10 protein-coding genes are annotated in these 13590 nt (G+C 72.5%); all 10 read right to left on the reverse strand.

Annotated elements, in window-relative coordinates; genetic code table 11:
- Nucleotides 1-8: 8 nt before the first annotated feature.
- Nucleotides 9-920, reverse strand: coding sequence for a class E sortase (locus OG556_RS17030; protein WP_371517787.1), 912 nt, complete (start codon nucleotides 918-920; stop codon nucleotides 9-11).
- The gene (locus OG556_RS17035; RefSeq protein WP_371517788.1) at nucleotides 917-2782 is read right to left on the reverse strand and encodes a substrate-binding domain-containing protein; all 1866 of its coding nucleotides are present in this window, start codon (nucleotides 2780-2782) and stop codon (nucleotides 917-919) included. The genes OG556_RS17030 and OG556_RS17035 overlap by 4 nt, the downstream gene beginning before the upstream one ends.
- A gap of 38 nt (nucleotides 2783-2820) precedes the next feature.
- Nucleotides 2821-4116 (reverse strand): phosphate ABC transporter permease PstA, encoded by a 1296-nt coding sequence (gene pstA / locus OG556_RS17040; protein ID WP_371517789.1) that lies wholly within the window; start codon nucleotides 4114-4116, stop codon nucleotides 2821-2823.
- 43 nt (nucleotides 4117-4159) lie between these two features.
- On the reverse strand, nucleotides 4160-5152 hold the full coding sequence (gene pstC, locus OG556_RS17045; protein WP_371517790.1) for a phosphate ABC transporter permease subunit PstC: 993 nt from the start codon (nucleotides 5150-5152) through the stop codon (nucleotides 4160-4162).
- Between the two features lie 455 nt (nucleotides 5153-5607).
- On the reverse strand, nucleotides 5608-8187 hold the full coding sequence (locus tag OG556_RS17050; protein ID WP_371517791.1) for a hypothetical protein: 2580 nt from the start codon (nucleotides 8185-8187) through the stop codon (nucleotides 5608-5610).
- A 312-nt stretch (nucleotides 8188-8499) separates the two neighbouring features.
- Nucleotides 8500-9084 (reverse strand): hypothetical protein, encoded by a 585-nt coding sequence (locus OG556_RS17055; protein ID WP_371517792.1) that lies wholly within the window; start codon nucleotides 9082-9084, stop codon nucleotides 8500-8502.
- 210 nt (nucleotides 9085-9294) lie between these two features.
- Nucleotides 9295-10335 carry a PstS family phosphate ABC transporter substrate-binding protein gene (locus OG556_RS17060; protein ID WP_371517793.1) on the reverse strand — a complete coding sequence of 347 codons (1041 nt, stop codon included), beginning with the start codon at nucleotides 10333-10335 and terminating at the stop codon, nucleotides 9295-9297.
- 321 nt (nucleotides 10336-10656) lie between these two features.
- A complete protein-coding gene (locus OG556_RS17065) occupies nucleotides 10657-11061 on the reverse strand; it encodes a hypothetical protein (RefSeq protein ID WP_371517794.1) in 405 nt (134 codons plus the stop codon).
- Entirely contained in the window at nucleotides 11051-11479 is a 429-nt protein-coding gene (locus OG556_RS17070; protein WP_371517795.1) for a hypothetical protein, read from the reverse strand. Before OG556_RS17070 ends, OG556_RS17065 begins: the two co-directional genes overlap by 11 nt.
- A 294-nt stretch (nucleotides 11480-11773) precedes the next feature.
- Nucleotides 11774-13582 (reverse strand): GAF domain-containing protein, encoded by a 1809-nt coding sequence (locus OG556_RS17075; RefSeq protein WP_371517796.1) that lies wholly within the window; start codon nucleotides 13580-13582, stop codon nucleotides 11774-11776.
- Nucleotides 13583-13590: the final 8 nt, after the last annotated feature.

Genomic DNA, 13590 nt, shown 5'->3' on the forward strand with positions numbered 1-13590 from the left:
GGGGCGCTTCAGTAGAGGTTGGGCAGCAGGGCCGCGGCGTTCTCGTAGACCGCCCAGAGCAGCGCGCCGAGCACCGGCGCGAGGCTCAGGTAGGCCGCCGAGGCCCGCCAGTACCGGGCCAGCAGGAGCGCGCCGAGCACGGCGCCGAGCAGCCCGAGCGACCACAGCTGCAGCGTGGCCAGCGCGCCCTTGTCGGCGGCCAGCGCCTTGTCGTACGGGACGGTCCGGGGCCGGCCGCCGGGGTTCTGCTCGGGGTCGCCGTCCAGCCGGGCGCCGACCATCACGGTCGAGCCGGGGATCCAGTCGGAGTCCCCGGTGACCAGGACGAGCCGGTTGCGGGCCGGGTCGGTGATCGGGTGGTCGCCGTCGCCGTACACGTTGACGGTGTAGGTGAACTTGCCCTGCCCGGTGGTGGCCTCGATCTTGTCGCCGACCCGGAGCCCGGACAGCTCGGCGAAGGGCGCGCCGAAGGTGGCCCCGCGGCCGAACAGCACCGCGACGCCGCCCTGGCCGGGCAGGGCGGTGTCCCGGCGGTGGCCGGGTCCGCGCATGAGGTCCCGGCCGGTGGTGCCCTCGACCACGACGGCCTGGTGCAGGCCGATCGCCGGGATGTCCAGCAGGGCCACCGGGGCGCCGTCGGCGGCGGCCCCGGTGGGGGCGACGGCCCGGGCGAGCTGGTCCCGGAAGGTCTTGTACGCGGTGGACTGGAAGTGCCGTTCCTGGACGTGCGAGAGCGTGAACAGGTAGCCGACGAAGCCCAGCACCAGCGCGGCCAGCAGGCAGGCCACCCGGGCGCCCTGGAGGAGGCGGCGCCGCCCGGGGGCGGCGGCGGGCCCGGCCGCGGGGGACGCGGCGGGCGGGCCCGCGGGCGTGGCCGGCCGCGCGGGGGCGGCCGGCTTCTCCAGCACCGGGGCGGTCACGAGGCGCCGTCCGAGGACTTGCGCCGGCGCAGCAGCCGCCGGCCGAGCAGCGGCGGGACGAGCACCACGGCGAGCAGTTCGAGGGCGGTGAGCGTGCTCAGCGTCCAGTCCTCGGGCTTGCCGGACACCTCGACCACGTTCGCCGCGACCTCGGTGCTGCCGCCGCGGCCGCGGGCGACGACCTGGCCGGTCTGCGGGTCGACCACGTCCTCGGTGCCCGGGTCGCCCGGTGCGGCGTCGGCCGCGTTCGGGTCCGTGCCGGCCGCGCCGTCGGCCGCCGCGGCGCCGTCCCCGGTGCCGCCGGTGCCGCCGGTGCCCGCGCCGCCACCGCCCGTGCCGCCGGACGCACCACCGCTCGTACCGTTGCCGGTCCGGCCCGTGCCGCCGCCGCTGCCGCCGCTCGTGCCACCCGTACCGCCGCCGCCACCGGTACCGCCGGCCGCACCGCCGGCACTGCCGCCGCTGCTGGAACCTCCGGTGCCCGAACCGGTCTTGACGGCCTGGCCGCCCTGCACGGTGCAGTCCAGCGGAGCGCCCTGCTTGTCGCAGGGGCTGGGCTGCGGCGCGTTCTTGAGGACGGTCAGCTCACCGGCCGAGTTGAAGGTCGGGTTGGCGCAGTTGGACAGGGTGTCCGGGTCGACCGGGCTGGCGTTGCCGGGGATGCTCCGGGTCTGCAGCAGGCCGCCCTTGACCAGGCCGCGCGGGATCGGCGAGTAGCCGAGGCCGTCCGCCTCGCCCTGGCCCTCGCACAGCACGTAGGCGAGGAAGCGGCTGAGGGCACTGCCCTTGTCGTTGTTGAAGCGGGGCGGCGGGGGCAGCGCGGCCCCGGAGCGCGGCACGATCACGTAGCTGTAGCTGGAGATCGGGTAGGAGCGCGGGTCGTCCATGGTGTAGACGCCGTCGAGGTTCTGCTGCAGGTAGTTCGGGTCGGACACCGGGGTGTTGTCGTCGACGCCGCGGATCTTCGCCGCGGTGAGCGCCACGGCGACGTTGGAGGCGGTCGGCAGCGAGTAGTAGCCGGCCTGGTTGAGCACCTTCACGACCGGCCAGTTGCTGCGCTTGGCGAAGGCGTACTCGTCGTAGCCGATGGTGCCGAGGCCGGAGGAGGCCTTGATGTAGCCCGCGACGACGTCCGAGCCGTTCTGGGCGACCATCCGACCGGACGGCGGGAAGAACTCGGTGTAGTCACCGCAGGAGACGCCGTTGACGGAGGAGCAGTACGCGTCCCACTGGTCCTTGTGGGTGTGCTCCATCCAGCGGGTGAACTGCGCGGTGGCGCCGGAGCCGTCCGAGCGGACCACCGGGGTGATCGGCAGGTTGGGCAGCGTCTTGCCGTAGTCGGCGGTGATCTTCGGGTCGTTCCAGTTGGTGATCTTGTTGGTGAAGATGTCGACGACGGTCTGCGGCGAGAGCCGCAGGTCGCGGACCTGCTTGCCGCCGACCACCAGGTTGTACATGAAGGTGGTGCCGCCGGCGGTGATCGGCACGTACGAGAAGCCGTAGGTCGGCTGCTCCGCGCTGCCCTGGCCGTTGCGGCGGCCCGCGTCGTTCACGCCGGCGTCGGGCGTGGTGCGGAACGGCACGTCGGAGGCGGTGAAGTCGTTCTGCCCGAGGGTCCAGGAGTTGCGGCCGGCCGCCGAGCCGACCGGGTTGAAGCTGATCTGGATGCCCTGCGACCCGACGTCCTGGCGCCACTGGTCGATGGCCGGACCGGCCCAGCTGGACCCGTCCGCGCTCAGTGCGACGCTCGCCGCGAAGGCCCGGGAGCCCGGCCCCAGCATCGGCGCGGCCGCGAGCAGCAACAGGGACATCAGCAGGGCGAGCGCGCGGGCCACGGCGCGGCCGGCAGCCTCCCACGACATGGGGACTCCTCTGGGACGGAGGGTGGTTGAGTGGGTCATCAGCTGTTCCCGGGGAGTGGGAGGGCGGTGGCCGACGCAGGGGCGGACGCGGTCCGCGCCATCGCCGGACGGACGGTGTCGGACGGCCGGGCGGCTCGCGCGGCGGCCTCGGCGCGCCGCGCCTCCAGGTCGATCCGGCGCTTCTGGCGCCTGGTCAGCTCGCCCGGCTTGCGGCCGCCGAGCACGCGCGCGGTGACGAAGAGGATCAGCACCAGGACCATCAGGGTCAGTCCGGCCGCGAAGGCGCGGGCGACCATCTCGGGATAGGGCTGCTTGACGTAGTTCCAGATGTACAGCGGCAGCGACACCTGGTGCTCGTGGAGCGGGTCGGCGTTGAACTGCGAGGTGAAGCCCGAGGTCAGCAGCACCGGCGAGGTCTCGCCGACGCCGCGCGCCATGCCGAGCACCACCGCCGTCACCAGACCGGGCCGGGCGGTGGGAAGGACCACGTTCCACACCGTGCGCCACTGGCTGCCGCCGAGCGCGTACGAGGCCTCCCGCAGGGTGCCGGGCACCAGCCGGATGACCACCTCGGCGGCCCGGGTGACGATCGGCATCATCATCACGGTCAGCGCCAGCGAGGCCGCGAAGCCGCTCTTCTCGAAGCCGAAGGTGATGATGAAGACGCCGAGGATGAACAGGCCGGCCACGATGGAGGGCAGCGCGGTCATCGCCTCGACCAGCGTCCGCACCGGGCGCGCCAGCCGGCCGCCGACCTCGGACATGAAGATCGCCGCCGCGATGCCCAGCGGCACCGCGAACAGCGTTGCCAGGCCCAGCTGTTCGAGCGAGCCGACGATCGCGTTGAGCGCGCCGCCGGAGGTGATCGGGGAGAGCGCGGCGGTCCGCTCCATCGACTCGGTGAAGAAGTTGAGGTGCTGGGCCGCCTCGAAGCCGCGGCTGGCCACGTAGCCGATCTGGTCGACGATCAGCGCGACCACCAGCAGCCCGGAGCTCCAGGAGGCCACCGACACCAGCCGGTCGCGCACCATCAGCTTGCCCCACTGGAGCCGGCCGAGCGCGAAGTAGCCCGCCAGGAACAGGAGGTACCAGCAGACCAGGAAGCCGAACGCGCCGCTGAACGGCAGCACCCGCTCGTACAGCGCCCAGTTCAGCGCCAGCGAGCCGACCAGCGAGCCGGCCACGGTGAACACGTCCTCGCGGGTCACACCGCCGAGCCGCACCTTGGTCTGGGGTCGTGGTGGCGCGGCCTCGGCGGGGGCCTCGGCGGGGCCGGAGGGCATCGGACCTCCGGGCCCGGACGCGGCGACCGGTGGCAGGTCGAGGGTGGTCATCGGGTCGTCCCTTCGACGCGGTGGATCATGTCGGTACGCCGCCTCAGTCCGCGGTGGAGGCCCCGGAGCGGGACCGGTTGATCACGAAGCCGGCCGCCACGTTGACCAGCAGGGTCAGCGCGAACAGCACCAGGCCGGCTGCCATCAGCGCGGAGAGCGAGAGCGCGTCCGACTCGCCGAAGCGCAGCGCGATGAGCGCCGAGATCGAGTTGGCGCCGTTCTCCAGGATGTGCGTGATGGTCTTGAAGCTCGGCGAGACGATCAGCGCGACCGCGATCGTCTCCCCCATCGCCCGGCCGAAGCCCAGCATGATCGCGCCGATCACCCCGCCCTTGCCGAACGGCAGGACCACCGCGCGCACCATCCCCCAACGGGTCGAGCCCAGCGCGTACGCGCCCTCCCGCTCGCCCTGCGGGGCCTGGGAGAACACCTCCCGGCTGAGCGAGGTCACGATCGGGATGATCATCAACGCGACGACCACGCCCGCGATGAAGGTGGAGGAGGTGTAGGAGGTCCCGATGTCGCCGGTGCGCACCTTGAGGAAGGGGATCGTGTCGCCGAGGTGGTTGGTCAGCCAGCGGACGAAGCCGATGATGCGCGGCTGGAGGAAGAACAGCCCCCACAGGCCGTAGATGATGCTGGGGATCGCCGCCATCAGGTCGATCAGCGAGATCAGCGCCGCCCGCAGCCGGACCGGCGCGTACTCGGAGATGAAGATCGCGGTGAAGAGGGCGACCGGGACGGCGATCACCAGGGCGATGACGGCGATCAGCAGGCCGTTCGGCAGGACGGCCGCGATGCCGAAGTTGTGCGCGGCGGTCTGCCACTTCTGCTCGGTCAGGAAGGACCAGCCGACCGCGCGCAGCGCGTCCGTGCCCCGCAGGACCAGGAAGAACGCGATCATCCCCATGATCGCGAAGACTGAGAGCCCGGCGACCCGCAGCACCCCGCGGAACAACCGGTCGCCCGGGGTCGCGGGGGCGGTGATGGTGCGCGGGACGTCCCGGTCGGGCCCGTGGCCGGGTTGGCCTGGCACCCCGGCGTACGGTGCCGCTGGCTCGGCGGCGGATGTCATGGTCTGCTCTCCGTGCTCGGGTGCGGGGGACGGATCCGGTGCGTACCCATTCGGCCATCCACAGGTGGCCGGATCGGGTCGTGCGTGTGTACGAGGGCCCAACGCGGCAACTCGGCGGCGGAGTTGGGAACTCCTCGCGGCCTGGCCGGATCGGCGGATGACATGTCCGTACTGGGGCTTCTCGCCCAAGTCCTTTGATGTGGGAGGTATTTGCCTTCGATCACGCGCGGCCGGACCATTGGCCGATTCCGTACCAGGCGCAACGCGCGTTGACTCCAAGCGACTTCAGCCAAGCGACTTCGGACAAGTGGCTTCAGCCAAGCGACTTCAGCCAAGCGAAAACGACTCGGCGGGGCCGAAACGGCGGCCCCGCCGAGTCGTGCTTCGGTGATTCTGTTGTGTCCCGCGTCAGACCGTCACGGACGGCGGCGCAACCGCGACCAGCCCTTCCGGACCTCCGCCAGCGCCCGCGCCCCGGCGGGCGTCCCGCCCAGGAAGAGGACCGCCGGACCGCCGACCAGCAGCACCAGGCCGCCGATCAGCGCGACGGGCAGCAGCAGCCGCGCGGCGCCGGAGCGGTCGGGCGCCGGAGTACCGGCCGCGACGGGCGCGGCGGACAGCGGCTTGCCGGGCGTGCTGGGCGTCGCACCGGGCTTGGCACCTGCCCCGGCACCCGCCGCCGCTCCACCGGCCGCCGTTCCACCGGCCGCCGTTCCCGCTCCACCGGATGCGGCGCCCGCACCGGTGCCGGACAGGCCACCGGTGGAGGATCCGCCGGACCCGCCGGACGCCTGGTCCCCGGTCTCGCCGGAGGCCGCGGCCCCGCTCCCGCCGGACGCCCCGCCCTCACCGACCTGGGTGACCGGGGCGACGCCCTGCCCACCCCCCGTACCGGAGGCCGGCGTCGAACCGTCGCCGCCGGTCGCGGGCGGGTTCGGCGGCGCGGCCTGGTTGCCGGGCAGCTTGGCGTCCTGCGCCTCCAGGTGGCCGATCGCGTCCCCGGCCTGGGTCCGCTGGGCGGCGGTCAGGGCGAGGAAGCCGGGGGCGAGGTGGCCGGGCTCGTACCCGTAGACCTGGCCGGTGGTGGTCACCGCGCGCATGAACTTGGTCATCGCGGCCACCTTGCCGGCCGCGACGTCCTTGGTCGGGAGCATCGCGTACTGCACGGCGGTCAGCGGGTAGGCCTTCTGGTCACGCGAGAGGGCCGAGTCGGACGTGCCGTACGGCAGGGACTGCACGCCGGTGGCCTGGTCGACGGTCATGTCGGCGACGGCCGCCTGGAAGCCCGGGCCGTCCGGCGAGACGAAACCGCCGGCCGGGTTGAGCAGTTGGGCCTCGGGCAGCGAGTAGGCCTTCGCCTCACCGGTGTCCATGATCGCGAACAGCGTCCGCTTCCCGATCTTGAGCGGCGGGCACAGGTCGTGCGAGCCGTCCGACTTCGTGTCCCCGTTGACGCAGTTGGGCTGGTTCCACAGCACCTTGCGCACCACGTCGTTCAGCCCGGTCGAGATCGGGTTCCACTCGAACTGCTTCCAGTTCCGCTTGGCGTCCTCCTTCGCGTCCGGGATCCCCGAGGAGTCCTGCCGGACGAGGGAGTCGGTCGGGTAGCCGGAGAAGGCGGGGCGCAGGTAGAAGCTGTCCACGTGCATGCCCCACGGGTCGGACTCGCCGTCCAGGAAGCGCACCGCGTCGGGGTCCGAGGCGATCCACGACGTCAGCTGGTACGTCATGTCCGCCGTGCCGCCGAACACCGTCGGGCTGGTGTTGTTCGAGAGGCAACCCGTGGGCCAGGAGACCGTGCCGTCCGAGGGCAGCGGGTTCAGCTTCTGGAACTCCGGGTCGTCGAAGATGCAGATCGGGTTGCCCTTCACCGACGGGATCGCGGCGCCGGGCGAGGCGTAGGACTGCGTGAGCAGCTTGGCCAGCAACCGCGCGTTGAGCTTCATGCTCCTGATCTGCCGACCGGTGTTCGGGTCGTCCACGACGAACACCACGGAGATCCCCGAGGTCGCGATCGGCGCGTAGACGTACGGGCGCGGTGGCGGCGTCTGGGTGTCCGGCCGGGACGCCAGCGCCATGTCGCCGCCGCCCGACAGGAAGTCCGAGCGGGCCTGCGCGTCGCCGTTCGCGAAGCCGTACGTGAGCGACATCGGCTCGGTGCCCTGGCACAGCCCGGCCTGCCACTGCGCCATCGCCCGCTTGGCCGGTTCGAGTCCGGCCACCCGGAAGGCCGCGTGCTGGTCCGGACAGGCCGCCGCTGTGGGGGCGAACTCCAACGGCACCACCGTGCGGCGCTCCCAGGAGCACTGCTCGGACGTCTTCATGTTCGTGTAGCGGTTGATGGTGCCGTTGAGCTTCAGGTCGGACGCCATGCCGAAGTCGAGGTCCAGGCTGTGGTTGTCGCAGCCGAGGACGCCCTTGCGGGTCTTGTCCGCCCAGGCGATGGAGTCGCCACCGTAGTTGGGCTCGACGACCAGCGAACACGGGTGCTTGTCGTCACAGCCCAGGGTGGGGCTCTGGTCGGCCGTGTAGAGCTCGATGTCCGCGAAGCCGGAACCGTCCGCGCCCGTGACCGAGACGACCATGTTCGACGGGTAGTCGGGGAAGGTCGTCCCCGGTGCGGGAGTCTTCTGCTGGAAGCCCGCCGCCGCGTCGGCGTTGTACAGGGTGCTGTCGTAGCAGTCGGTGACCTTGGGGTCGGTGCCCCGGCACTGGTACACCCGCACCTGGTAGAAGGGCTGCTCGCTGCGCGGCGCCGGCCCGTTCAGCCAGGGGTCGCCGTTGGCGTCCGAGGTCGGGGTGAACCCCTTCCAGCCGACGTGGACCACCTGGTTGACCAGGTTCTTGGTCTGCACGACGCTCACGCTGCCCTCGGGGCCGTACACGCCCTCGTTCGGCTGCCACACCTTGGGCCCCGGCACCGTGACGGCGGAGTCCTCCGCCACGGCCTGCGGCAGCGCCCCCAGGCCGATCGGCAGCACGCCGACAGCGACCACCGACGACCACACCATCGCGAGAGCGGGCAGTCGGCGGCGCCACCGGCCCAAAGGTCTCCGGTCGGGCGGTCGGACTCTCATGGCGGGCACCTCCGTGCTAGTGCGCGCCGCCGGGAGACGCGGCGCAGGGGATCAGGCATCGAGCGGCCAACGATTCCGGTACCCGTCCATTCGGCCAGCCGCAGATGGCCGGATCCGGTCGCCCGCGTGTACGAGACCACAACGCGGCACCTCGCTGCCGGAGTTGACGCCTCCACGGAAAACAGGCCCGCGCCTTGTCGGCACGGGCCTGGACCAACCGGCAAGCGGTGCTCAGCCGTTGAAGGTCAGCGCGAAGGAACCGACCGCCTGACCGTTCGTGAAGAAGGAGGTGTTCAGCTTGCTGTCGAGGAACTGCGCACCCGCGGCGTCCACGGTGAGGGCGGACGCGGTCAGGGACTGCGTGGTGCCGCTCTGCTCGGTCCGCTGGAGGCCGGCCGGCTTGAACAGCAGGACCGGGTCGGTGGCGCCGTCCGGCACACCGGTGAGGCGCCAGTCGTCGGCGCTGAACGCGAGCTGCTTGAAGAGCACGCTCTTGCCGGTGAAGACGTCGACGAACAGCAGGCTGCCGCCGAGCGTCGCGTTGCCGTAGTAGCCGCGCAGGTTGACGCTGCCGCCGGTCACCGGGAGGCTCGTCGCCAGGCCCGCGGTGGTGTTGTAGGAGACGCTGGCGTTCGGCAGCGGAACGATGAATACACCGTTTCTCGCCGCGGACTGGAGGAAGGTGTTGTTCTCGGTCACCACGGCGCTGCCGGTGGGAACGGGAGCGGTGTCGGCCGCGGCCACGCCGCCGAAGGCGGTGACGGCGAGGACGACCGCGACGCCGCCGGCGAGGAACCGACCGGTGGTACGGGACATGCGGGTCTCCTTGGGAGAGGAAGGTTTCGCGCTGAGGGTGAGGGTGGCGGCACCGCGGCCGCGGTCGGCAGCAGGTGGACGTGGTGGTCGGGGGCCGACTCGGTCATCGGCCGGCCCGTTCCCTCCGAGACGTCCTGCCGGTGGGCCGGCGGCCACGGGCGCGAAGCCCGTGGCCGCCGGATGGTGCGGGATGGATCAGGTGAGGGTGGATCAGGTGAGGGTGGCGACACCGCAGGCCGGGGTGGCCAGGAAGCCGTAGCTCGCCAGGTCGGCGGAGGCGACCGGGTCGTTGCAGATCCAGCCGTTGGAGCCGAAGATGGCCTGGAGCGCCTGGCCGTGCGCGTCGGTCGCCGTCCACTCGGTGTCGCGGATCACGTTGTAGACCACGCGGCCGAAGGAGGAGTTGGCGAACTTGGTGTTGATCACGTTGTTGGTGACCGGCGTCAGGGTGGCGCCGTTGACCACGATGTTGCGCAGGGTCAGGCTGCCGGGGGCGTCGGTCGCCGTGCCGTGGCCGCCGACGGTCTGGCCGAGGTAGTGGGCGACGGAGTAGGGGAAGACGACGTTCGGGTCGGTCAGGTTGGCGTCGGTGCCCTCGTTCTCCTCCGGGCCGGTGGTGACGCAGGCGCCGGGGGTGCTCACGCCGATCGCGCCCAGGAAGAAGGAGCGCGTGCCGGAGTCGGCCTGCGGCAGGAACGGCTTGATGGTGGCGTTCGGCAGGCTCGCGCTGATCTGGTTCCAGTTGGTGGTGGTGCAGTTGTAGATCGCGGTCAGCTGCGCCGAGGTGAGCTGCGCCGGGGCGTTGCCGGTGCTCGGGGCGGACCAGGTGACGGCGTCCTTGGCGAGCGCGACGAAGTCCAGGCCGTGGGCGTCGGTGGCCGCCGGGCCGCGCGAGGAGCGGGCGAAGTCCACGGTCGCGCTGGTGTTGGCGACCAGGGCCTTGATGCCGGCGCCGGAACCGTTCGGGCGGGCGATCGAGGTGGCACCGGTCTTGGTGGTGATCGGCGAGGTGCCGGTCGCGTCCCAGCTGTACAGGCGCGGCGCGGTGGAACCGGCACCCAGGGAGGCGTTGTAGTCGGCCGAGAACTGGTTCAGCAGGACCTGGATGGTGTCCGAGCCGACACCCACGATGTCCTGGGCGGCCGGGGTGACACCGGCGGCCGGGTCGGCGATGGCCGAGCCCGAGGCGACGGTGGCGAGGGAGGTCGCCAGAGCGGCAACGGTGAGCAGCTTGGCAGCGGTCTTACGCATGTTTCTCTTCCTCCGGTGGGAGAGACGTCCATCGCGTGGACCCGTGCTCTGGTTGGGAGCCCGGGGCCGGTGGCCGCGTCCGCTGCGGCCGCTCCGGCAGTGCAGATCCTGTCCGGCCCGGAGGTTCCGCCGGAAGGGAGGTCGAGGGCGGGCCGGGATTGTCGACTCATCGGTTCGACGAGGTTTAGCGACTGGTCAGCGCGGGCGTGGCGGAGAGGAAAGGGGGTGGTCGGAGGCCGGTGACGTTCTTCTCCAGGTGGCGACTCGGGGTGTTGCCGGAAACCTGCGCTTCACCGGAACTGCACGTGGGCCCCGACCGCCTCACAGCGGCCAGCGGCCGTCCCGACCGCCCCGCCGCAACTCCTGCCCCACCCACTGGAGTCCGGACAGGAAGCCCTCGGCGCCGGCCTGGCACTGGTCGCGCCGCAGGTAGCCGCGGGCGCTGCGCGCCACCGGCGCGGGCTCGACCCCCGTCCGCCGGGTGCTGCGCGCCGGCAGGTAGGCGGACCACACCCACTGCCGGCCCTCGGACTGGGCCACCGAACATCGCAGGGCCGCCCGCTCGATCAGCAACACCCGGACCGCCTCGGCGAGTTCCTCCTCGCTGCGGTAGGTGCGCACGCCCACGCCGAGCGGCCGCCCGTTGGCGGCGCGCAGCGCCCAGCCCAGGCAGCGTTCGGGTGCGGGGACGATCAGCAGACGGGGGCCGCGCCCCTCAGCGGCCATCGGGGCGTCTCAACGAGACGGTGTTCCGGGGAAGTTCACGGCCCGGCAGGTCGCGAGCGGGGCGTTCCCGACCGGACTGCTCACGAACTAGCCGCTCACGAACTGCTTGGTCGCGAACCGATTGGTCGCGACCGGGACGGTCACGCCCGGGCAGCTCCCGGGCGGGAAGGTCCCGGACGGGCAGGTCCCGCGCGGGCTGTTTGGCCAGCAGCACGACGAAGCGCCGGAAGGCGTTCTGGCAGGTCGCGTACCGCTCGTACGCGCGGCTGGAACGCACCTCGGGCAGGCTGCGCGACCCGGGGACGACCCAGATCCAGCCGATGCCGTCCCGGACGTGGGTGATCCGCGCGGTGAGTTCGGCGGCGCCGACGCGTAATCCGTCGAAGCCGCGCTCGGCCTCGACGGGCGTCTCGAACATGGCGGCGGTGATGGCCACCACCCGGCCGTTCGGCGCCTTCAGTTGCCAGCGGTACCGCCCGTCCGGGGCGCGCTCCGTCCTGAACCCGCCTCGACTTGCCCCTGCTGCGGTGTTCCCGCGGCCAGACGCGTCCACTGCTCCCCCCGTCCGGTTACCCCTCCGAGACCGGTGCAAAGCTATGTGTGCACACGGACCCACGGAAAGCCCAGAACGTTCACAACTTGCGGTGTTGGTCGGGAAGTTCTCCCTCGTTTAACTTTCACCGGCCAACCGCCGAGGAGGATCGGGCCGGGCTCAGAGCCGGGCCGTCCAGCGGACCAGGGTGCCCTTCCCGTACGGCCCGGCCTCGTGCCAGGCGGCGCCGCCGAGCGCCTCGGCCCGCCGGGTCAGGTTGAGCAGGCCGCTGCGGCGGCCGCCCGCCGGGATGCCGACGCCGTCGTCCGTCACCGTCAGCAGCACGCCCGGGCGCCCGCCCCGGTCCAGCGACTCCGGGTCGCCGCTCACCGGCCGTCCGGCGTCGTCCAGGTGGGCGGTCGCGTCGATCTCGACGCCGACCCGGGAGGCCCGTGCGTGCCGGGCCGTGTTGGAGAGCATCTCCCTGAGCGCGGCGAGCAGTTGACGGCCGTTCTTCTCCTCGACCAGGCTCTCCACCGGCCCGACGAAGCTCACCGAGGGCTTGAAGCCGAGCGCGGCCGCGGCCTGGCTGGCCTCGCGCAGCACCCGGGTGCGCAGGGTGTCCGGCGCGTCGCCGTGGTTGTCGTGCTGGAGGGCGTAGATGGTGGTGCGGACCTCCTGGATGGTGGCGTCCAGCTCGTCCACCGCCTTGCCGATGCCGACCTTCACCTCGGGCACCACGGACCGCCGGGCCGCGCTCTCCAGCATCATCCCGGTGGCGAACAGCCGCTGGATCACCAGGTCGTGCAGGTCGCGGGCGATCCGGTCGCGGTCCTGGAAGACGGCCAGGCGCTGCTGGTCGCGCTGGCCCTCGGCGAGCCGCAGGGCCAGCGCGGCCTGCGAGGCGAAGGTCTCGGCGAGCTGCTTCTCGGTGTCGGTGAACGGCAGGGCGCCGCGCGGGCGCCAGACGCAGAGCCCGCCGAGCACCCGCCCGGCGGCGACCATCGGGACGGCCATCGACGGGCCGAAGGCGCGGGCGAGCCGGATCTCGACGGTCGGGTCGCTGGACATGTCGTCCAGGTAGACGCTCTCCCCGGCGAGCAGCCGGGCCGCGAAGCTCTCCCTGGGCAGCAGCTCGCCCCGGACGAACTCGGCGGCCTCGCCGGAGGCGTGGGCGACCCGCATCTGCCCGTCGCCGTCCTCCGTCGGTTCAGTCGGGAGCAGGATCATGCCGAGCGCGGCGTCCGCCAGCTCCCGGACCTGCTCGGCCGCGACGGTGAGCGCGCTCTCGGCCTGGTCGGTGGAGAGCAGCGCCGTGGTGACGGCGGAGGCGCCGGCGATCCAGCGTTCCCGGCGCCGCCCCTCCTCGTACAGCCGGGAGTTCTCGATGGCGACGCCGGCCGCCGCGGCGAGCGCGTGCACCACCTGTTCGTCCTCGGGGGTGAAGGCGCCGCCGCCCTTCTTCTCGGTGAGGTAGAGGTTGCCGAAGACCTCGTCGCGGACCCGGATCGGCTCGCCGAGGAAGGTCTTCATCTCCGGGTGGTGCGGCGGGAACCCGGAGGAGCGCGGGTCGGCGCCGAGCTCGGCGAGCCGCAGCGGCTCGGGGCGGTCGATCAGCGCGCCGAGGATGCCGCGGCCGGCGGGCAGGTCGCCGATCTCGGCGGCGGTCTCGTCGTCGACGCCGACGTGGATGAAGTCGGCCAGGCCGGTGCGGCCGGGGGCGATCACGCCGAGGGCCGCGTACCGGGCGTCGACGAGTTCGGCGGCGCCGGTGGCGATCCGGTGCAGGGTGGCGTGCAGGTCGAGCCCGGCGCCGATGGAGACCACCGCCTCCAGCAGCCGCTGCATCCGGTCGGTGACCGCGGCGGCCGACTGCAGGCGTTCCGCGACCTCGGTGACCAGGGTGTCCAGCCCGAGCGAGGCGATCTCCGGCACCCGATGGGGTGTCGGCTCGGGCGCGGCGGCGGAGGGCTCTGGCGTGGGGTCCATGCAGAAAG

Source organism: Kitasatospora sp. NBC_01300 (assembly GCF_041435235.1).
Taxonomy (GTDB): domain Bacteria; phylum Actinomycetota; class Actinomycetes; order Streptomycetales; family Streptomycetaceae; genus Kitasatospora.

Bases quoted from the DNA above. Each gene is read 5' to 3' on its own strand.
- OG556_RS17035 (WP_371517788.1), bottom strand. From the start codon at position 2,782: ATGTCGTGGGAGGCTGCCGGCCGCGCCGTGGCCCGCGCGCTCGCCCTG.
- pstA (WP_371517789.1), bottom strand. From the start codon at position 4,116: ATGACCACCCTCGACCTGCCACCGGTCGCCGCGTCCGGGCCCGGAGGT.
- OG556_RS17055 (WP_371517792.1), bottom strand. From the start codon at position 9,084: ATGTCCCGTACCACCGGTCGGTTCCTCGCCGGCGGCGTCGCGGTCGTC.
- OG556_RS17060 (WP_371517793.1), bottom strand. From the start codon at position 10,335: ATGCGTAAGACCGCTGCCAAGCTGCTCACCGTTGCCGCTCTGGCGACC.
- OG556_RS17065 (WP_371517794.1), bottom strand. From the start codon at position 11,061: ATGGCCGCTGAGGGGCGCGGCCCCCGTCTGCTGATCGTCCCCGCACCC.
- OG556_RS17070 (WP_371517795.1), bottom strand. From the start codon at position 11,479: ATGTTCGAGACGCCCGTCGAGGCCGAGCGCGGCTTCGACGGATTACGC.
- OG556_RS17075 (WP_371517796.1), bottom strand. From the start codon at position 13,582: ATGGACCCCACGCCAGAGCCCTCCGCCGCCGCGCCCGAGCCGACACCC.